The following is a 20,367-nucleotide window of genomic DNA, read 5'->3' as shown; positions in this document are numbered from 1 at the left end:
GGCCGACGTCGTCTACAACGGCCGCGCGGCATGCGAGGGCGCCTATGTGCGCCTCGTCGACATCAACGGCAGCGATGCCAAGCGCAAGAAGGCCCTCGAGGCAATCCGAAATCCCGGCTGCGGCTGGTTCTACCGCCGCGACGCCGAGACCTTCAAGCAGATCCCCGGCACCCCCATAGCCTACTGGCTTGGGAAAGGGGCAAGCGGCTCCTTCGAGGTTGGGCGGCCTTTGGCAAAAATTGCGAAAACACGTAAAGGGATGTTTACGGGAAATAATGACTTGTTTCTTCGACAGTGGTATGAAGTCTCTGCTTCACTGATTGACATTGATTATAAGTTCTACTCCAAAGGCGGTCCCTATCGTCGTTGGTATGGTAATCGCGATTATGTCGTGCGTTGGAAGGACGATGGCAAGGAGATCAAAGCGTTTCCAGGTTCAGGTAATATTAACGAGTCTGATTACTTCAAATCATGTCTGTGCTGGTCGCTAATTACCTCGGGTGACATTAGTTTCAGGGCTTTAAATACAGATGAGTATGTCATGGGCGATGCCGGCCCAGCTTGTTATCCCAATCCAGAGATGTATTGGTATCTCCTCGGTCTGTTAAATTCGTCTGCAATTCAGCTACTTTCTAAAGCGATAAATCCGACATTGAACTGGAGCGCTGGAGTCGTTGGCTCTTTTCCAGTTGTATCATCGCGGGAATCGTCTGATGGCGTTAAATCCCTTGTTGTCAAGCAAGTCGTTGAATCTGAAGCGGATTGGGATTCGTTTGAAACCTCTTGGGATTTCAAACGCCATCCATTGGTGTAGCTGGTGACAACATGGACTCCAGTTTTGCTTTGGGCTGTATAAACAGTTTTCCCTATTGGCCCGAATTGATCACTCTGTTTGGCTCACTTGCTCTAGCACTGTTTACATCTAAACTGACTGCCAGATCAGAGGTGCTAAAGGCATATAGAGAAAAACGAGTCGAAACATATGATGAGCTGATTTCATTTCTTGATGCATTTCGGGAAAACCCGGACTGGGCACTTTGTGCCGATTTCTACTCGAAATCTCTGGTTCTCAGCAATCACGTGAGAATATATGGATCGAAGAGCGTCTTAGAAGCAATGAAGACGATGCTTACGTCGCTTAACAAAGACTACGAGTCTTACAAACATGATTCAAAAGAACTGCATAAAAAACATTTTTATACTATTTCTAATCAGCCTGATGATGAGCATCCTCCAGAGTATGTCGAACAAGTGGACGATCTTGATGCTTACGAGGAGGAGGCAAGTAAGCTTCGGGACTCTTATCGGAAAAACGAGAGAGAGGCATTTAAACTTGTTCAACCCGTCTTACAAGCAATTCGAGATTCTGTGTATTCGGGGATGAAATGATTGATCCCAGATGCTCGTTAGATGTCCGTGAAAGCGGTGCTCGGCTCGGATTTGTCCATGAATCAACCATGGGTGTGGACGAACTTCTTGTCAAATTGAAGTGCAGAATACCCGTCGTAAGAAAAACGGCTCGACCGTTTTGCAAGGGGGCTTCTCTTTATGGGACGCCCTCTATTTTTATGCCGCGCAAATCGGAAATTATTGTATTGCCAGCCGGTGCTTTTATTTGACCTCAACGGTCGTAGCCCAACACCTACCGCTCGCACTTGTTGCTCAACAAATGGTGAGGTTGATGGGCTAAGTTAAAGCCAGTGTTCGGCAAAGGCGAGGAGATAGGGGGCTGAAGTCCTCATCGTAAACGTCCCAAAGGAAGTTAAGTAGCTCCTGAAGCCTAAGCGAGAGGTTGATTGAGATGGATTTGGTGACTTCTTTTTTCCACCTGCTGTCCGATTATTGCGTTTGCTTTGACGACGGAATGATCACCTGGGACGGTCATCATCACGCTGCGACCGGTTTGCATGTCGATAACGAAAAGGTGCCCGAGCTTACCGAGTTTGCCACTCAGGGCGGCTTTGATGATTTGAATGATTATCTCAACTGCTTTGTCGACGGTTTTCTGAATAACCTGGTTGAGGCCGATGAGGATCTCATTGTTCCCAGGAGCGCAATCCACGAGGCGCTTTACCCTATGCTTCGAGAAGGGGATTTGACGGGCCTTGTTTTGGCTGATTTCTGCGGCTGTAACAAGGCGCTCGTAATCGACAATCCGGCCCCCGATGCATATTGCGTAATGTATGACACGCGAATCGCTCGCGGTATTCCGCAGTTCTTCAACTTGGTCACACGAATGCTTTGGGATATGCGCCAAGGGCTGCGTAGCCAGCAAGGCGCCTCGTTTAAGGTGACGTTTGTTGCGGCGAAGAACGTCGATCTATCCACGCTGGTCGTAGGCAACGTGACGGACGTTCCGGGCGTGCAGGAAAAGCCGGCAACGATGATGGTCTACTCTGCCCCGGCGATTCAGCTGGACACCTCGGCCTCAGACGGATGCGGCGCGGCGTCTGCCCCCGCGGGAGGGGAGCGGCCTGGTAACGCAGGCGGTGATAGGAAGGTTGCTGCAAGCGAGGGCGACCGCGTATGGGGTAATGCGTTTTCCGTGGCGCTTCCCGATGGCTGGATTGTCGATTCCGACCCCAGCCAAAAAGATACCTTTGTTTTAAGCTCCGCTTCGTCCAACAGGCGCATGGAAGGGGCTCAGGTTCTTTATTCGTGGCGCCCTGAAACACCAGAGGAAATGCGCATCATGGACCAGCTCGAGGTTCGTCGCGCCGTGATTAGGACCACCCACTTCCCTCCCATAAACAACATGGTTCCCAGAGGACTTGAATATCACGAAGTTCAGGGTGATGGGTGCATTGTCGCTGTCGTTCAGGTTGGCGTGGGACTTCCTGGCATGGATACGGGGATTGGCTTGGAGTTCTATGTCTACCCTCTATACCGTGACAACGACGGCATGCGCGTGACGTTCTATTCATGGGATCGGGATCGTGTTGATGAGGCCCGCACGTTTGTCGATGGACTCGCGTCGACCGTTCGTCTTAATAAGGCGGAGCCTCTCAGTTGGGACATTGCGTTTAAGAAATGCTTTGAAACTAAGGTCGAGCCCGAGGAGTTCAGGGAGCTTGCAGTCCAGGGCGTTTCTCTTTTGATTTCTATTCGCCAAGGTGTTTATACGTCAGCAGTATACGAGACCAGTTTGCTAGACGGTAATACTGCGCTTGATAGGGAGAATGCCGGTTTAAAGGCTTTGGCTCAGCTAAATGCGGATTCCGAGCGTTATCTGGATCGCATTCTTGACGCGGTCGATGCCCAGGAGCGCTTCTACGGAAAAGAGAGCTCCGTATATCAGGACATTCGCTCTGCCGCAGCTAATGTTATTGATGTTGCTTTACTGAGGGCATCTAATTGCGACCTCGAAGACGGGCGTAACGCAGAGGCCATCCTTGCCCCTTCCGAGCACATGCGTGAGATTCGCGCCCGCATTGGACTGGATCCGGTGCCGGCGCCCGTTGCGCCGGAGAAGAAGGCCGCGCCGGAGAGTAAGGCGTCGGAGAAGAAGGATGCTGCGCCCGCCAAGGAGAAGAAGGTCGCTGAGCCTGCCAAGGATGAGAAGGCGGCTGCGCCTGAGAAAAAGAATGATGTGGTCATCGAGAAGAAAAAGGCCGAGGACGAGAAGCCTCAACCGTTTCAACCAAAGTCTTGGGCAGAGGACGAGACGAGGGATAGGGTCTACGCGCTTGCCGATCGATGCAATGAGATGCGCGGCGATTACTTTGACGCCAAAGCGAACAAGGCGAGGCGCCAGCGCGAGCTAGATTCGATTGTCGACGATTTGAATGAGGCAATCTCAAAATTCGATTACTTTCGGGACCTAGAGCGCAAACGAGAGCAGCTGGCAGAGCTAAGAAACAACCTTAATAATGAGGTTTCGAGCTGCGAGAAAGAGCTTCAGTCGTTTGGATTGTTCGACATTAGCAATAAACGTCAAGCAAAGAAGAAGCTCTCGGATCTTACCGAGCATATAGAAAAGGTCGATTCCAGCCTTAAGGCGATCGAGGTCAAACTCTCCAAGGGCTCAAGTAAGCTCGTCAAAGCAAAGGTCGATGAGTTGCGACAGCAAAAGAGCGATGCCCAGCTAGCGTTTAAAGAGGCCGAAGCGAACTTCGAACAAATAGAAGCCGAAAAGAAAGAGCGCAGGGCTAAGCTCGAAGCATTCTGTGCCAGCGTGCCAAAAAGTGACCGATTTGATGAATGCTATTGGGATGCCGATTGGCAGATGCGACAAGCGTACGATCGCAAGAGGAAGGCTAAGACCGATCCGGAAAACAAGCGGCTTGCGAAGCAGTTTGCGCAAACAGTTGACGTTGGGGAAGTATTTACTTTATATGACATGATGGACGCTGTTGACGGAATAGATACGTTCTCAAAAGCGGGCGTTGTTTGCTATATGTATGACAGGACTCATTCAGTAAAAAAGGTTTCTCCGATTAACAATCGCACTGCTTATGTGTTGACCGATAAAAGGTTCATGGATATATGGGACGATTGATTTTGAAGCAGAAGTCGGATGTATTTTGCAGGGGCATCTCTAGGGATGCCCCTCCCGTTTTTATGTCGAGCCTGCATTGGATCCAGGCATAAAAAATGCCGGGGGACATCCCCCGGCTCTTGATTGCCCTCCATAAAGGAACGCAACCCATTTATACCATGGCTCCAGTGCGAATGGCTGACTCAATTGAGCCTCTTTTTCTTTAGCTTCTTAACGAAGTTCTTTTTGAATGGGGTGATCGAGCCAAAGAACTCCGTGTCTGTTTTGGTCGCTGTTCCATTCTGGAACTTAAGGAGCGTGAGTTCGATCCCGCAAATATAGTCGGCGACCTGAGATAGTCGAAATGTTCTGGGCGAAGCGTCGCGATAAACCGTGGCCCTTTGGGAAATGGCCTTCTCGATGGCACCGTGAAGCGCGCGCGTTACAACGCTTTGGCCTCCGTCGTAGTAGATCTTGACGTGGTTGAAGCTCTGTATGTACGCCAGGTGGTCGGCAAGGAATAGCGTAACATCGCGTTCGATCTTTTCGGAGAGCTTTTGCGGTTCGTAAAGGCCCTGCCTCTTGTCGTAGATGAAGGGTCGGTATGTGATGGGGGAGTGATCTACGAACTGGCGGAACAGGCTGAGCTGTTTCTTTCGGTTGCGAATGCTGACCCACTGGTAATCATCGTGGCCCGTGAGAAGAGGCCCAAAGTGGAATGGCATCACATCGAGTTCACAGTCTCTAACGTTGCGTTCATACGCGGCGATATTTTCCTTTAGTTCGTTTGCTTGCTCATGAAAGACAAGGGTGACGATATAGTAGCGGGATACGGGACCCGCATCACCCGATTCATCGATAAAGATCGAGAGTTCCGTCATGAGGTGACCTCCATTTACGCATAAAAAATGCCGGGGGGAAGCCCCCGGCTCTTGGAGGTCCCTCTATTCGAGGGTACCAACCTTTTTATACCACGAGACGAGGAGTCTATTCAAGTAGAAATTATAATGACCAAACACATGTTCGTCAATCTGCCTGGGGTTTTAGGAATATGCCGTGGTCTGGTCTGAGATAGTGGGTCATGTTCGTTCGTGCTGTTTTGGTTGGGGTGCTGCGGCTATGGCCCTATGGCTACCGCTCGCACTTGTTGCTCAACAAATGGTGGGGCTGGTGGAGTAAGTTAATACATACTGGCTGCGCAGCGGGGTTCGCCTGTAGTGGGCGTGCCCTCAAAATGGTGTCTCAGAATGCTCTGCATAGGGCGCTATAAGCTTTGCCGTCGGGTAGACTTGTCTATGTTGACTTAGCTAGTTTTATTGGGCTTTTAATCGGTCCTGATTGGATGGGATAGAGATATGGCAACGTTGCTCGCCGATAAATACGAGGCTCGCAAGGCCGAGGTCAATGCTCGCTTTGAGCAGCTTCGCGCTAACGAGGAGGAGCTCAACCGAATCTTTGCCAAGATCTACAACATGGAGGGCGAGGTGCCCATCGAGGTCGAGGACAAGTACGTCTCGGTGGCGCGCATCTTCGATACCGCCGACGAGATTCCCGAGAGCTACAAGGGCAACAAGTACGTGCGCACCAAGCGCGACGAGATTACCTCGCTTATAAGCTATGCCGTGGGCTGCATGTTTGGTCGCTATTCGCTGGACGTGGACGGTCTGGTCCTCGCCGACCAGGGGGCCACGGTTAACGACTACCTGGTCAAGATGCCCGATCCCGATCACGTGACCTTTATGCCCGATGGCGACAATGTGCTGCCCATCACCGATGACGAGTACTTTGACGACGACATCGTTCGCTACTTTATCGACTTTGTGCGCACCGTGTACGGCGAGGAGACGCTCGAGCAGAACCTAGCCTTTATTGCCGAGGCGCTCGGCGGCAAGGGTACCTCGCGCGAGGTAATTCGCGCCTACTTTTTGAAGGACTTCTTTAAGGACCACTGCCAGACCTACAAGAAGCGCCCCATCTACTGGTTGTTCGACAGCGGCAAGAAGAACGGCTTTATGGCTCTGGTCTACATGCACCGCTATACGCCCGATCTGCTGGCGCGCATTCGTACCGACTATGTGCACGAGCAGCAGGAGCGCTATCGCTCGCAGATCGCCGACGCCGAGGACGCGCTGGCCACGGCCGAGCGCGGTGAGAAGGTCGCGCTGACCAAGCGCATCAAAAAGCTGAAGGACCAGCTGACCGAGACCGTTGCCTACGAGGAAAAGCTGCATCACCTGGCCGACCAGATGATCAAGATTGACCTGGACGACGGCGTTAAGGTCAACTATGCCAAGTTCCAGGATGTGCTGGCAAAGATAAAATAATGCACACGTGATTACGCGTTACGCGAATTGTTTTGACCGGTATGACAGTGGGATTGTTAGATGGCAAAGTTCGATGTAATTGAAGAGCTGGCGGCGCGCTTTGAACAGCCGCTGCCCGATTGCCGTGAGCGCCGCGTGGTGGTGTGGCACGACGCGGAAGGCGAGTTTGCCGCCACGTTTGCCGAGCTTGCCGAGGGCGGCTTTGGCGAAGCGGTAGAGCAGCGCCTGCCGCGTCCGGTGCGCTTTGTGGAGGCTTGCGACGGGCATATGTTTGAGGTCAAGCGCCTTATCGCCCGCGAGGACACCACGAGCGACATGCTGGTGTATCGCCAGCAGGGGCGTGGCGGCCTCGAGGGCGATTGGCTGGCCGATGTTGAACTGTACGCCGATCAGTTCTCGGCGGACTATCTGTCACTGCTGGCCGATCAGCTGGGGGCCTCCAACGCGAGGGATATTCGCAAGGCACTGCAGGCGCACAAGTCGTTCTTTGCCGCCAAGGGCCGCGTCGCCAAGTTTTCTAAGTGCATGCCCGCGCCTGCGTGCGCGGCCGATGTTGAGCTGGGCCTGTTGGCCGCCATGTTTGGCGGCTCCGATCCCAGCGCTGCCACCATGCCGTTTATTGTGCGCGCGTGCCTGACTATGCTGCTGCGCGATGGCCCGGAGGCGCTGTCGGAGCTGGCGCAAAAGTTTGAGGCCGCCGACAGCCTTGCTGCCTTTGTGCGTCAGCGCACGGGCTTTGAGGGTACGCTGTTCGAGCGCGATTCGCTCCAGGATTTTGCCGCCCATGTGCTGCTGACGGCCTCAGCCTCGCTGGTGCCAGCGGCTGCGCTGCAAAAGCTTTCCAACCATATTGCGCCTGCCTATGCGCCGTATTGTATTGCCGTTGTCCGCGAATGGGCGGGCGATGCTGCGGCGTCTGATGACCTGCGCGAGATTTGCGAGCTGGTCCAGGACGCGTGCGGCCTGCGCCATGTGTTTGGTGCTCTGCCTACCGACGATCTGCTGCGCCTGGATGTATTCCCGTGCGTTGACGAGGCCATTTTGAGCGACCTGCTCACCTCGCTGGCGCAGGGTGCCGATCGCGTTGACGAGGCGCGTCGTGTTGCCGCGGCCCGTCGCGACCTGTGCTGGTACGACGATGTCTCCTGCTATTACCAGGTGCTTTTGGCGCTGGCCGACATGGCAGCCTTTAAGCGCGACCATGCGGGTGGATTCCATATTGCCCAGGCGGCCGAGGTATGGGAGGCCTATACCACAGATTGGTGGCGCATGGATGCGGCATACCGCGCGCTGCGCCAGGCCAACGAGCGCTGCAAGCTTCGTGGTGTCGACCTGTTGGAGGAGCCCGAGCGCCGCGCGGTCGAATGGGCCGAGAACAACTACGTTAACTGGTATCTGACCGAGAGCAACGCGTGCTGGGCCAATGCCGCCCAGGCGCAGTGGCGCGATGCCGGCTATGTTGAGGGTGTTGCTCGCCAAGACCTGTTTTATTGGGAGACGCTGCCCACGTATACCGGTAGTGCCAAGGCCAAGGTGGTCCTGATCAGCGATGCGCTGCGCTACGAGGTGGCGCAGGACGTGGCTGCCGCTTTGGAGCGCGAGCGCGGCGGCGAGGTGCGCATGGGTAGCGTGCAGGCGATGTTTCCCTCTATTACCGAGATGGGCATGCCGGCGCTGTTGCCGCATCAGGCCATGACGCTCAACATGGAAACGGGCGCCGTGCTGCTCGATGATATGCCCACGGGTTCTACGGTCGATCGTCAAGCGGTGCTGCAGAAGGCCGCGCCTACGGGTCGTGCCCTGAGTGCCGCGGCGTATCTGGATATGTCTGCCGCCGACCGCAAGGAGCTGCTCAAGTCCAGCGAGATCGTGTACCTGTATCACAACAAGATCGACGCGACGGGGGAGAAGCTCGCCACCGAAAGCGATGTGTTCGATGCGTGCGCCGAGAGCGTGGACGAGCTGGTCTCGATCGCCAAGCGCGTGTGCACCGACGCGCCAGGCGCCCGCGTGACGATTACATCCGACCATGGCTTTTTGTACACGGCCAACGAACTGCCGGAATGCTTGTTCCTGGGCAAGAACGACCTGCCCGACGATCCGGTGCTGTTTGGCAAGCGCCATGCGGTGGTCGCTCAGGGCGACACCTTGTCCGATATCGCTAACGGCGCGGACGGTAGCCCGTGTTTAGCCATGAACATGGACCATGTGGTGCCGGGCGGCGGCTACGTTGGCTTGGCTCCGCGCGGGATCGTGCACTACAAGCGACCCGGCGGAACCAAGCGCTACGTGCATGGCGGCGTGAGTCTGCAGGAGCTCGTGGTGCCGGTGGTCGGGTATCGCCGCCTGAGTGCGTCCTCAAAGGAATTCGTTGATACGCAGACTGCGAAGCTGCGCGTGCTCAGCGAGAGCCGCCGCGTTACCAACTCGCTGTTTGGCATTAAGTTGCTGCAGGAGGAGGCCGCTACGGGCAAGGTGCTGCCGTGCGAGTACGAGCTGGTGTTTACCGACGAGACCGGCAACGAGGTGAGCGACGTTGCTCGCGTGCATGCGGACATGACTTCGCCCAACCCGCAGGACCGCGTGGTCGAGGCTCGCTTTACGCTTAAGACGGGTGTGTCGTTTGGGTCCGGCTCGTCCCATTTGCTGGTTTGCCGCGATGCCCAGTCGGGCAAGATCGTTTGGCGCGAGACGTATACCATCGCCGTTTCGTTTGCCCCTGTTGCTGACTTTGGTTTTTAGGAGTGTGCCCTATGATTGATAGCCATGACGACAATCTGTGGGAAGTTCCCTCGATTGATGTGGATGTGCCTGCGGAGGCTGCGGCGTCCGTTGAGGCTGCGGCGCCTGCCCCGGAGCCGGTGGAGGCCGTCGCGCCCGTTGAGGACGAGTCCTCGACCGATGGCTATGACCAAGCTATGGCCGAGACTCCCGAGGATGAGGGCTACGACATGGACGGGCTGGACGGTAAACTGCTCGAGCACTTTGCTGGCAAGATCGTGCGCAAGGACCTGACGGCCCTTATGAAGCGCGGCGCAAACGTGCCAACCTTTGTGCTTGAGTATCTGCTGGGCATGTACTGCTCAACCGATGACGAGGAAGCCGTGGCAGAGGGCCTGGATCGCATCCGCAGGATCCTCACCGATAACTACGTGCGTCCCGACGAGTCCGAGCGCATTAAGTCCAAGATTCGCGAACTGGGCCGCTTTACCATCATCGACAAGGTGACGGCCAAGCTCGACGAGTACAAAGACATCTATGTGGCATCGTTTGCCAATCTGACCATCGAGCCGTTTGTGATGCCGGCCGAGTACGTGCGCGACTATTCCAAGATTCTGCAGGGCGGCATTTGGTGCATTATGAGCATCGAGTATCGTCATCCCGTGGATGAGGAAGACGAGTTTGGCATGGAGGTCTTTGGCGACGATGCGCCGCGCCGCTCCAAGGCCAAGCGCAAAAAGCGCGGCCCCGAGGACTCTCCGTTTAGTGTGGCGTCGCTTACGCCCATCCAGATGCCCAATCTGGACCTGGATGCCATGATCGACGAGCGCCAGTATTTCTCGCGCGACGAGTGGCTCAACATGCTGCTGCGCTCAGCTGGCTACGAACCCAGCGAGCTTTCCGAGAAAGAGCGCCTGCACTTTATCGAGCGTATGGTGCCGCTCATCGAGCGCAATTACAACCTGTGCGAGCTGGGTCCCCGCGGCACCGGTAAGAGCCATATATACAAAGAGGTCTCGCCCTACGCCATCTTGCTCTCTGGCGGCCAGACCACCACGGCCAACCTGTTCGGCCGCATGAACTCCATGCGGGCCGATCGCGTGGGCTTGGTGGGCCACTGGGATTGCGTGACGTTCGACGAGGTCGCCGGCATGCGCTTTAAGGACACCAATGCCGTGCAGATCATGAAGGACTACATGGCCAGCGGCAGCTACGCGCGCGGCCGTGACCAGATCAACGCCGATGCCTCCATGGTCTTTGAGGGCAATATCAACGACACCGTGCAAAACGTCCTTAAGACCACGCACCTGTTTGATCCGTTCCCGCCGGAGTTTAACAACGATTCGGCCTTCTTCGACCGTATCCATTATTACCTGCCGGGCTGGGAGATTCCCAAGATGCGCTCGAGCCTGCTGACCGGGCATTATGGCCTGATCACCGACTGCCTGTCGGAGTTTTGCAAAGAGATGCGCCGCAAGGACTTTACGCACCATATCGACCGTTACTTCCGCTTTAACAGCGACTTTAACAAACGTGACGAGATCGCCGTGCGCAAGACCTTTAGCGGCCTGGCCAAGCTGCTGTTTCCCGACGAGGCCATGGACAAGGACGACGTGCGCTGGCTGCTGGACTACGCCATCGAGGGTCGTCGCCGCGTAAAGGAGCAGCTCAAGATTATGGCGGGCGTCGAGTTTATCGACGTTAACCTGGGCTATATGGATGCCGACAACCCGCAGGACGTGCACGTGGTGCGCGTGCCCGAGCAGAGCGAGGACACGCTGATTCCCGACGGGCCGCTGCTGTCCGGCCACGTGTTTGGCGTGGGCAGGTCGCAGGGCGGCGAGGTCGCCGTGTACAAGCTGGAGAACAAGGCCGTTGCCGGCGAGTGCAAGTTTAAGCACGAGGGCGTGGCCTTTAACAAGCCGGTGCGCGATACGCTGGAGGCCGCGTTCGACAACTTTGTGAACCTGGCGAACCGCGTGGCGCCGGGCATGCACATTGGCTCCAAGGATTACCTGCTGTTCTACAACGACCTGCAGAGCAAGGGCCTGTCCGAGGAAGTTTCGCTCGCCGAGTTCGTGGGCCTGTGCTCCGCGGCGTGCAACCGCCCGGTGATGCCTGCGCTGGCGATTCCGGGAATCTTGCGCATGTCGGGCTCTATGGACGAGATCCGTGGGCTCGAGGACATTATGCGCGTGGCCAAAAACGCCGGCGCCAAGCGCGTGATTTTGCCGCTGAGTGCTATTGCGGGTTTGCAGAGTGTTTCGTCCGAGATTATCTCGGGCCTGAGCCCGGTGTTCTACATGGATGGCGACCCGGTCGACGCCGCGAAGAAGGCACTGGATCTGTAGGAGTGCGGGCGTGCGGGGCGTCCGGTGTTCGGGTGCCCCGCGGGCATGTGGGTGCGTAGTGCGTGAGGAGGCCTTGCTATGGCGGGCGAGCGTTCTGTTGGTGAGCTGCTCGACGAGCTGTTTGGCTTTGAGTCGGTAGCCAAGCGTCAGACGGCGCTTGAGCAGTACGATCGCGGGGAGCTGGTGCGCAAGGCGCGCTCCCGCGAGCTGCTGAGCGTGCTTAGGGGCGTCGAGGCTGCCGAGCACGCTGCGCGCGACTCTGCCGTGCGGGCTGTTGACGGGTATGTTCGCCGTGTTGAGGGTGCGGCCCTTGCGCGGGCTCGCAAGCAGGCGGGCATTGTCGGTCCACTGCAGATGGAGCGCCGCTATGCCGCCTTTTTGCGCATGGAGGACAAGGCCGAGCTGCTGACCCGTTTGGAGCAGACGCTTGCGTTTATCGAGGTAAAGCTGCGTGCGAATACGGCGGACAAGGTTCGCGCGGCGTACGATGCCGCGGGGGCTATGGTGCTACGGGACGCGGCGCGCCTGAATGGCGTGCGCGTTGTGGATGCTGTGCCTTTGGATGCCGACCTGCTGTGTACGCAGCTGGAACAGTTGCGTTGTGCCGCCGATGCGACGGACCTTGCGGGTATGATCACAGCGACGTTTGAGTCCGAGCTGAGTGCGACAGGGTCGCAGGGCGCTGACGGGTTTACGGGCGATTTGGCTGGCGATGCAGCTGGTGACGTGGCGTTGGAGCGTGAACTTACCAACGTGCGCGGCGCTGCGCAGCGAGCGCGCTTGGCAGCGCAGGCGTATCGGGCCGAGCGCGCCGCCCGCATTGCAGGGAGCACGGTGGAGCCGGTATCGTTGCCCGAGCCTGCGTGCGTTGCGTGCGAGACGGCGTGCGATGCCGGTTTGCTTTTCGAGTTGCTCGCTCAGGTTAAGAAGTCGTTTGAGACCTACCGTCGCGTTGTTGCCGACGGCGGGTTGTTCTGTGCGTTTGGCTCTGGCTCGCCGCATGGGACTTGCAGCGGCTCGAGCTATGTTGACTATGATTCTCGGCTTGACGAAGACGTGCTGGTGGGCGAGTACGATGGCGCTACCAGGCACGATGTTCGCCGTGAGGTTCCGATTCCCGAGCTGGTGGATGAGGCTTCGGCCGAGGGCGGGGACTCGCTCGAGGTTGCCGTGGCACGCATGCGTGAGTTTAACGGGCGTCGCTACGATGGTGTGCTGGATGAGGACCCCACGCGCCATGTGAATGCGTTTTGGTATGGACTCAAAAAGCTCAGTCAGTATTGCGAGGCTGCCGTGCGTGTGGATGAGCGTGCTTGGGATTGCTTTATCGATAAGGTGCAGTTCGCCTACGATGAGCCCGTGGGGCGTTTGGCTGTGCAGATGGACGACAAGCAGGTTGCGGCTTTTGTTGCTGCTGTGGATAAGCTTAGCGCTGCTGAGTAGGAGCCTGGCCTGGTAGGAGGTTTCACCATGAAGATCGAAGTTGATGTGGACCAGCTGCGCGAGAGCCTGCTCGATCGCGCGGGGAGTGCAGCAGGCGTGGGCTTTCCGGCTGCCATGCTCGACGTAGTGGATATCGAGGATGAGTCCCCTCAAGAGCTCCTAGCCCGAGCCGAACGCGAAGGCCTCGACCTCCGTGATTTTGCCGTCGACGATGACTAAGAATGTGACAAGGATAGCTAATTTGGGACGGTCGTCTGCGCCCGCCGCTGCGCGAACATGCACGATAAGCCGTCCCAATGGAGCCTAATGAGCGGGCGACCGTTCTATTTTGACTGCACGCTGGCTAAGTGAGTAGACTTTTTTGGAAATGCTGAGCACACGACTAATTTGCTTCAACAAACCCGCAGGTCACAGACTTGTGCTTTGGTGACGTGGTCGGCGATTCGGCAAAAGTCTACTCACTTAGTTTTGAGAGATGCTAATTGTCCTCAATGAGACCCCAGCCGGGGCGATTGATGCTCAAATGTAGCCAATTCGGGACGGCTGTCCCTGCCCGCTACGACGCCAGCGTGGCGATGACGGCTTCGTCGCCGGCGTATATGAGGGTGTTGCCGTCGGGGATGATGGTTTGGCCGTCGCGCTTGAGCATCACGACGATAAAGGGGTGCTTGCCTTGTGGCACATCGCGCAGGCGCAGCCCTGCCAGGCGGCCGTGGGGTGTCACGGTGACCTCGCGCAGCGTTACCTCGGCACGATCTTCAAATGTCGGGGCAGCCATCACCAACAGGTCACCTTCCTTGATCACAGTATCCCCGTTGGGCAGTACCGGATGCGCGCCATCGCGCAGCACCAGGACGACGAGCATGTTCGTAGCGTTGCCAATATCGGCAAGCGAGCGCCCGGCAAACGGATGCCCCGCGCCAACCTTGAGCTTAACAAACGACATGCCGTCCTCGTCGCGGTAATCGTTAAAGGTGCGGCGCACGTCGCCTTCCGCGTCGATCATGTCGAGCTTCTTTGCCACCGCAGGCAGCAGCGAGCCCTGCACCACAATGCTCGCCACGGCAATCACAAACACCAGGTCAAACAGGTCGTGCCCACCGGGAATACCGGCCACCACGGCAAAGAGGCTAAACACGACCGAAGCCGCGCCGCGCAGGCCCGCCCAGCTTACGAGTGCGACCTGGCGAGGATTGGACTTAAAGGGCGCCAGCAGCGTGCCCACGGCGATGGGGCGGCTCACAAAGAGCATAAACGCCATGAGCGCCAGGCCCGGTAGTAGCATTTGCGGCAGGCGCGCGGGCGTCACGAGTAGGCCGAGCAAAAAGAAGATGGTCATTTCGGCCATCTCGGTGAGGGTGTCAAAGAAGTGCGCCAGCTCGACCTTACCGGTGATGTCGCTCGCACCCAGCACAATGCCGGCAAGGTACACGGCTAAAAAGCCGTTGCCGCCCAGATAGCTCGGCAGCGCGTAGGCGACGATCGCCACGGCGAACAAAAAGATGGTCTGCGCGCCCTCGGCCGTTGCGTGTGCGCGCTCGATCAAGCGGCCAGATGCCCAGCCGATGACAAGGCCCAGGCCCACACCCAGGATGATCTGCTTGGCCAGCAGCACAGGGATGTTAATGTCGCCGCCGGCCGCAAGGGTTGCGAGCACGGCGGTGAGCATGTAGGCGACAGGGTCGTTGGAGCCCGATTCGACCTCGAGCAGCGAGTCAGTGCCACCTCTCAGCGACAGACTGTGCTCGCGCAGCACGCTAAAGACGCTCGCTGCGTCGGTCGACGCCACGACCGAGCCCAGCAGCAGGCCGCCAATCCAGTCGAAGCCCAGTGCGAAGTGCGCAAAGGCGCCGGTGATGCCGGCGGTGACGACGACGCCGAGCGTGCTCAGCAGCACCGCGGGCACGGCGACAGGCTTGGCGCGGTCGATGTTGGTGTTAAAGCCGCCGTAGAACATGATGAACAGCAGCGCCGTACTGCAGACGGTTTCGGTAAGCGCATAGTCGCTAAAGTCGATGTGCGCCGGACCGTTGACGCCCAGCAGCATGCCCAGCGCGATAAAGATGAGCAGGGTGGGGAAGGGGAGCTTTTTGCCGACGGGTTTGATGGTCAGGCACAAAATGATGACGAGGCCTATAAAGAGAAGTATCTGGTTCATGGATAGTGTCCGCTCCTGGGAGGTTGGCGTGGCACGGTCAGTTATCTGCGGTTATTTGTACCCAAAGATGGTGGGTTATGGGGGTGGATTGCGGGCGTGCGCATTTTCGACACGAGGCTGCGGCGTGTGCGAAGCTGGCCGGGAATCAGCTGCCGGCGGTGCACCGTGAACTGCGCGCGCGGGCGTTGGCGACCGTTGGCGACGCGTGGCCCTTCCCAGCTTTATTGCAACGGAGTACAATGGGTAACGTTTAAGTTCAACTTGAAGTTTTAGTTGTGGCTCCGGGCTTCGGCCGTAATGCAGGGGAAGGCGTTCCATGGCGATCTATGTGACATCCGATGCTCACGGGCACGTGCGCGCGCTGGACGAGGCCCTTTCCAAGATCTCGCTGGCGTCCGACGACACGCTGTACGTGTTGGGCGACATGATCGATCGCGGTCCCGATCCGGTCGGCGTCATCAACTTGGTGCGCTCGCTGCCCAACGCTCGCGTGCTTAAGGGCAACCACGAGCAGATTATGCTCGACGCGATCATCGGCCAGGACCCGCTCGATGCCGAGACCTGGGATATCAACGGCGGTTGGACCACGCGCCAGCAGCTCAACGAAATGGAGTTTGAGGCATACGAGGAGCTGGTGCGCTGGGCTGCCGCCCTGCCGCTCTATGCGGTGGCAGAGACTGCCGAGCGTCCGTATCTGCTGGTGCACGCCGGTATTCAGACCGAGGCAGCGCGTGCGTTTTTGCTTGAGCATGGTGTCGATTGCGGTGACGGCAGGGGAGCGGTCGATGCCGATAGCGAGCTGCTGCAGCAAATGCTTGCCGTGCAGTCGTCCGATGACTTGCTGTGGATTCGCCATGGCTATTGGGATGCCCCGACGGGGCTGCTATCTGCCGAGGGCAAGGGTCCGGTCGTGGTGAGCGGCCACACGCCCACGGTGTCGCTCGGGCGTTATTGCGAGGTAGGCGGCCTGGCAGGGCTCGATGAGGAGTCGGGCCGCGGACAGATGGTGCGCTTGGGCGGTGAGGATACCGCCGGCGTTCCCGACCGCATCGACATCGACTGTGCCGCCGCCACCGGCTCCGAGTTCGGCCGCGTCGGCATCCTGCGCCTGGATGATGGTGCGGAGTTCTATGCGAACATTCTGCCCGGCGAATAATCGGTGCAAAGGGTAGTTAATTTGGGACGGGGCTTTTTTGACTACTTTTGCCCTTCTGCCCATCAAATGATTTTTCTGGGGCGGGGATTACATAATCATTTGGCTGCCCGCTGGCTAAGTGAGTAGACTATTTTGGAAATGCTGAGCACCCAACATGTTTGCTTCAACAAAACCGCAGGTCACAGACTTGTACTTTGTCGGTGTGGTCGGGGATTCGGTAAAAGTCTACTCACTTAGTTTTGCGTGATGCATATTGTCCGCAACAAGACCCCAGCCCGGGTAATTCCATCGCAAATTCCGGTGGCCGAGGCAGCTAATTAGACACCGTACGGGTTGCGGGCTCGTTCTATGCGCTGGCGGATGTGGGCGTACTCGATAATCAACAGCACCAGCAGTAGGGCCATGATAGCCAGGTAGCTTACGACGGCACCCATCAGCCCCAGTAGGTTGATGAGGATCATCGGGAGCACCACGCTCACGGCAAAGCAAATGAGGTAGATCTTGGTGACATCGCCGGCGTGGCGCAGCACTGTGATAATGGCGTAGATAAAATCGATGGCTGCGGTGATGCCGCCGGCGACGACCATCAGCAGCGCCAATGTGCGGTAGCGCTCAAAGTTGAGGCCGTACATAAAGCTCATAAGGGGAATGCCGGGGCCTGCCATAAACGCGGCGCATGCGCCAGTGATAACCACGATCAGCGCCATGACGGCGACAATAATTAAGTCAAAGCGGCGACGCTTGCGCGGGTTAGCCCAAATGCTCGACAAACGCAAGAGCTGCGGTTTATAGATAAAACCAATGCTCAGCAAAATGGCCTGCGCCGGAAAGAACAAGGCATTAAAATACAGCTGATATTTGTAGGCCAGCGTGCCTTCCATCACAAATTTGGGCATGCTCTCGATAAGGTTAAACAAAAAGAGCGCGCCAAAGAGCGGGGCGCACTGCGCAAAAAGGCGGCCGACTTCGCGTATGCTCACGCGACGCGATTTTTCGGTTTCGAGCAGGGCGAGTGGGGCGGTGACCAGCACAAGCGAGGCGATCGCTGTAACACCCATAGCCATGGCCGCGATGGGCATGCTGCGCGTGAGGAACAGCGCCACGCTAAAGACCGCGATGACGCCGGCGGAGCGCAGCGTTTGGCTCATGCCGGCCAGGTAGAGTTTATCGGCCTGCTGCAGGCGGCCCTCGTACACGTCGGCGATACCGTCGATCACCTTATAGAGGTAGACGCCCAGGCCGATCGTCGCCATCTGCGCGTCGTAGCCGCGGGCGCTGCTGTATGCAAGGCCGCAAGCCAGCGCAATCGCTCCGCAAAGCCAGCGGTTGAGCTGGTAGGAGGCAAAGGACGTCTTCTCGTCGATGTCCGAGACCTGAAAATTGCGCACGCCGTAGTTGCACGCGATCATGATGAGCGTGCCGGTGACAAAGGCAATGGAAAACTTGCCGGCTTCCTCGGCGCCTACAAGCTGCGTAGACACGATAGTGAGCAGCGGAAACGCCATGCCCCACACGGCGGTGCCCAGGGTATTCCAAAGGTAGTCGCGGCTGGTGGCGTGCTCCTCGTATTCGGCTTCTTGCGTGGAGAAACCGCCGCCGTAGACGGCGCCGAGCAGGCGGTTCCACCAGGCGTTGACCATACGGCGGACAGGACCGGGCTCGCGATCGCGCTCGCGCCGACGACGCGTGGCTTGGCCGCTATTTGGCCCGCCGGCGTTGCGCTGACTCAGCTCCTGGATACGCGCGAGCTCCTCGGCGGTGTGCGATGCGGGGAACAGGCCGTTCTCGATGCGGCCGCCCTGTCCGTGCGCCCCGCCCGATACAGCGGGGTTGGCGATGCCGTTGCGGCGGGCGATGGCGCGGCGGATGCTATCGAGGGGCGAGATGCTCAAGGCGGGTCCTTTCTATTGCTGCGTTCTAGTATAGACGCGACGGTGTCACTCATGTTTTTGAACGGATTGTTCAATATTTTCGGGGGGCGGCAGTAAATTGTCGGTGAGCGTGCGGTATCATGTTAAAGTTTTGTGATACCCCGATGCCGCCCGCCCGGCACCAAGGAGCTTCTACCTATGGACGTCGCCGCATTCTTGCTGGCTCTTGTGCCGATCATTTGGCTTGTCGTGATGCTGCTGTGTTTTAAATGGCCAGCTTGGAAAGCCGCCATCGGATCGTTTGTCCTTTCGTGCGTGCTTGCCTTCGCATGGTGGCACCTGCCGGCAGCACAGATCGCGACCGCCTCGCTCGAAGGCTTTTTGATGGCCCTGTGGCCCATCGTTTTGGTAATCATCGCCGCGGTGTTCACGTATAACCTGTGCGTTCGCACGGGCGCCATGGACGTGATCGGCAGCATGATCACCTCCATCAGCAGCGATCGCCGTCTGCTGGCGCTGCTTGTGGCCTGGTGCTTTGGTGGCTTTATGGAGGGCATGGCCGGTTTTGGCACCGCCGTCGCTATTCCCGCCGGCATGCTCGCGGGCCTGGGCTTTAAGGCCGTGCCCGCCGTGCTCATCTGTCTGCTGGCCAACGGCGTGCCCACGCCCTACGGCTCCATTGGCATTCCCACGGTGTCCGTTGCCGGTCTGGTGGGCCTGGATCCGCTACATTTGGCGACCGTTCAGATGGTGCAGTTGGCGCCTTTCTTTGTGATGATGCCGCTGTTTATCGTGCTGGTTGCGGGTCGTGTCGCCGATGACCAGGGTAATGTTGCGGGCGTTGCCGAGCGCCTGAACGGCGTGGCGGGCATCGCCGTGCTCTCCGGCGTGTCCTTTGCCGGTGCGGCTCTTGTCGTTGCTATGTTTGTGGGTCCCGAGCTTGCCGTCGTCGTCGGTTCCATCGTTTCGCTCGCGCTGACAGCTGCGCTTGCCATGCGTGCCGAGAAGTCGGGGCATCTGGACGCACGCTTCCACATGAATATCGAGGCCGGCGAGCAGCTCACCGCTAAGTCGGCGCTTTCGGCTTGGTCGTGCTTCATCCTGATCTTTGTGCTGCTGTTGGGAACGTCTAACCTGGTGCCTGCCGTGCATGCTGCGCTCGCACCGTTTGCGAGCCAGGTGCAGGTGTATTGCGGCGAGAACCCCGGCACGCTCACGTTTTCGTGGATCAACACGCCGGGCGTCTGGATTTTCCTGGCGGCGTTTGTCGGCGGCGCCATTCAGGGTGCTTCGCCGCGCTTGATGGGCAAGGTACTGGCCGCGACCGTCAAGCAGATGATGCCGACGGTCATTACCATGCTTTCGGTTCTGGGCTGTGCCAAGGTTATGGGCTATGCGGGCATGATCTCTTCGATCAGCGCGTTTTGCATTGCGGTCGCCGGTGGCCTGTACCCGGTTCTGGCTCCGTGGATCGGCGCGGTCGGTGCGTTCGTGACCGGTTCGGGCACGTCTTCTGGCATGCTGTTTGGTCCCATCCAGAGCCAGGCTGCCACCGCGCTGGGCGTGAGCGACTACTGGATGGTCGCGCTGAACGCGCTTGGCGTCGCTGCCGGCAAGATGATCTCGCCGCAGACGCTCGCCATCGGCCTGGCCGCCGTGCACGTGCGCGGCAAGGATGCCGAGCTCCTGGGCGCGGTCCTGCCCTACGCCGCCGGCATGCTGATCCTTATGAGCGCCATCGCCATGCTCGGCCAAGGCTTGCCGCTATAGTTGGCACTTAGGGACGTTCCTTTTGTGCCGGCATCCGGGGACACTCCTTGAATGTTGCCTGTTCAAGAGTGTCCCCAACGACTAGTCGTTTAAGAA

The 20,367-nt window shown here is 58.0% G+C and carries 13 protein-coding genes; 10 read left to right on the top strand and 3 right to left on the bottom strand.

All coding sequences use genetic code 11. The features are described 5' to 3' along the window. The 3 genes from ACTQ1E_RS07250 to ACTQ1E_RS07240 form a co-directional block, all read left to right on the top strand. Positions 1–814 (top strand): hypothetical protein (locus tag ACTQ1E_RS07250; protein WP_441565571.1); only part of this gene is annotated, 814 nt, incomplete at its 5' end. 11 nt (positions 815–825) lie between these two features. Further along, on the top strand, positions 826–1,389 hold the full coding sequence (locus ACTQ1E_RS07245) for a hypothetical protein (protein ID WP_441565569.1): 564 nt from the start codon (positions 826–828) through the stop codon (positions 1,387–1,389). 403 nt (positions 1,390–1,792) lie between these two features. Continuing rightward, the gene (locus tag ACTQ1E_RS07240) at positions 1,793–4,498 is read left to right on the top strand and encodes a hypothetical protein (protein ID WP_441565567.1); all 2,706 of its coding nucleotides are present in this window, start codon (positions 1,793–1,795) and stop codon (positions 4,496–4,498) included. Between the two features lie 182 nt (positions 4,499–4,680). On the opposite strand, the gene ACTQ1E_RS07235 is transcribed toward ACTQ1E_RS07240, so the two are convergent. Next, a complete protein-coding gene (locus ACTQ1E_RS07235) occupies positions 4,681–5,358 on the bottom strand; it encodes a DUF3800 domain-containing protein (RefSeq protein ID WP_441565565.1) in 678 nt (225 codons plus the stop codon). A gap of 474 nt (positions 5,359–5,832) precedes the next feature. Here ACTQ1E_RS07235 and ACTQ1E_RS07230 point away from each other — a divergent pair, with 474 nt between their 5' ends. From ACTQ1E_RS07230 to ACTQ1E_RS07210, 5 genes are all read left to right on the top strand, one after another. Beyond that, positions 5,833–6,801: a hypothetical protein gene (locus ACTQ1E_RS07230; protein ID WP_441083224.1), complete on the top strand. Its 969-nt coding sequence runs from the start codon at positions 5,833–5,835 to the stop codon at positions 6,799–6,801. 60 nt (positions 6,802–6,861) lie between these two features. After that, on the top strand, positions 6,862–9,543 hold the full coding sequence (gene pglZ, locus ACTQ1E_RS07225) for a BREX-1 system phosphatase PglZ type A (protein ID WP_441565563.1): 2,682 nt from the start codon (positions 6,862–6,864) through the stop codon (positions 9,541–9,543). A gap of 11 nt (positions 9,544–9,554) precedes the next feature. Continuing rightward, positions 9,555–11,873 carry a protease Lon-related BREX system protein BrxL gene (gene brxL / locus ACTQ1E_RS07220; RefSeq protein ID WP_441565561.1) on the top strand — a complete coding sequence of 773 codons (2,319 nt, stop codon included), beginning with the start codon at positions 9,555–9,557 and terminating at the stop codon, positions 11,871–11,873. 78 nt (positions 11,874–11,951) lie between these two features. Then, positions 11,952–13,316, top strand: a complete 1,365-nt coding sequence (locus tag ACTQ1E_RS07215) for a hypothetical protein (RefSeq protein ID WP_441565559.1) — start codon at positions 11,952–11,954, stop codon at positions 13,314–13,316. 27 nt (positions 13,317–13,343) lie between these two features. Continuing rightward, positions 13,344–13,535, top strand: a complete 192-nt coding sequence (locus ACTQ1E_RS07210; RefSeq protein WP_427727982.1) for a hypothetical protein — start codon at positions 13,344–13,346, stop codon at positions 13,533–13,535. A 337-nt stretch (positions 13,536–13,872) separates the two neighbouring features. Here the strand turns inward: ACTQ1E_RS07210 and ACTQ1E_RS07205 are convergent, their stop codons facing one another. Continuing rightward, positions 13,873–15,474: a potassium/proton antiporter gene (locus ACTQ1E_RS07205; RefSeq protein ID WP_441565556.1), complete on the bottom strand. Its 1,602-nt coding sequence runs from the start codon at positions 15,472–15,474 to the stop codon at positions 13,873–13,875. A 316-nt stretch (positions 15,475–15,790) separates the two neighbouring features. Here ACTQ1E_RS07205 and ACTQ1E_RS07200 point away from each other — a divergent pair, with 316 nt between their 5' ends. Then, positions 15,791–16,630, top strand: coding sequence for a metallophosphoesterase (locus tag ACTQ1E_RS07200; RefSeq protein WP_441565554.1), 840 nt, complete (start codon positions 15,791–15,793; stop codon positions 16,628–16,630). 317 nt (positions 16,631–16,947) lie between these two features. Here the strand turns inward: ACTQ1E_RS07200 and ACTQ1E_RS07195 are convergent, their stop codons facing one another. Further along, positions 16,948–18,522, bottom strand: coding sequence for a lipopolysaccharide biosynthesis protein (locus tag ACTQ1E_RS07195; protein ID WP_441565552.1), 1,575 nt, complete (start codon positions 18,520–18,522; stop codon positions 16,948–16,950). Positions 18,523–18,699: 177 nt separating this feature from the next. Here ACTQ1E_RS07195 and ACTQ1E_RS07190 point away from each other — a divergent pair, with 177 nt between their 5' ends. Beyond that, positions 18,700–20,271, top strand: a complete 1,572-nt coding sequence (locus tag ACTQ1E_RS07190) for an L-lactate permease (RefSeq protein WP_441565550.1) — start codon at positions 18,700–18,702, stop codon at positions 20,269–20,271. Positions 20,272–20,367: the final 96 nt, after the last annotated feature.

The sequence above is a fragment of the Collinsella sp. LCP21S3_C7 genome (assembly GCF_052118485.1).
Lineage (GTDB): Bacteria > Actinomycetota > Coriobacteriia > Coriobacteriales > Coriobacteriaceae > Collinsella.
This window is presented reverse-complemented; position numbering and strand designations above follow the sequence as displayed.

Coding starts and splice junctions, on each gene's coding strand:
- ACTQ1E_RS07210 (WP_427727982.1), top strand. CDS start 13,344: ATGAAGATCGAAGTTGATGTGGACCAGCTGCGCGAGAGCCTGCTCGAT.
- ACTQ1E_RS07245 (WP_441565569.1), top strand. CDS start 826: ATGGACTCCAGTTTTGCTTTGGGCTGTATAAACAGTTTTCCCTATTGG.
- ACTQ1E_RS07200 (WP_441565554.1), top strand. CDS start 15,791: ATGGCGATCTATGTGACATCCGATGCTCACGGGCACGTGCGCGCGCTG.
- pglZ (WP_441565563.1), top strand. CDS start 6,862: ATGGCAAAGTTCGATGTAATTGAAGAGCTGGCGGCGCGCTTTGAACAG.
- ACTQ1E_RS07190 (WP_441565550.1), top strand. CDS start 18,700: ATGGACGTCGCCGCATTCTTGCTGGCTCTTGTGCCGATCATTTGGCTT.
- ACTQ1E_RS07235 (WP_441565565.1), bottom strand. CDS start 5,358: ATGACGGAACTCTCGATCTTTATCGATGAATCGGGTGATGCGGGTCCC.
- ACTQ1E_RS07215 (WP_441565559.1), top strand. CDS start 11,952: ATGGCGGGCGAGCGTTCTGTTGGTGAGCTGCTCGACGAGCTGTTTGGC.
- brxL (WP_441565561.1), top strand. CDS start 9,555: ATGATTGATAGCCATGACGACAATCTGTGGGAAGTTCCCTCGATTGAT.
- ACTQ1E_RS07205 (WP_441565556.1), bottom strand. CDS start 15,474: ATGAACCAGATACTTCTCTTTATAGGCCTCGTCATCATTTTGTGCCTG.
- ACTQ1E_RS07230 (WP_441083224.1), top strand. CDS start 5,833: ATGGCAACGTTGCTCGCCGATAAATACGAGGCTCGCAAGGCCGAGGTC.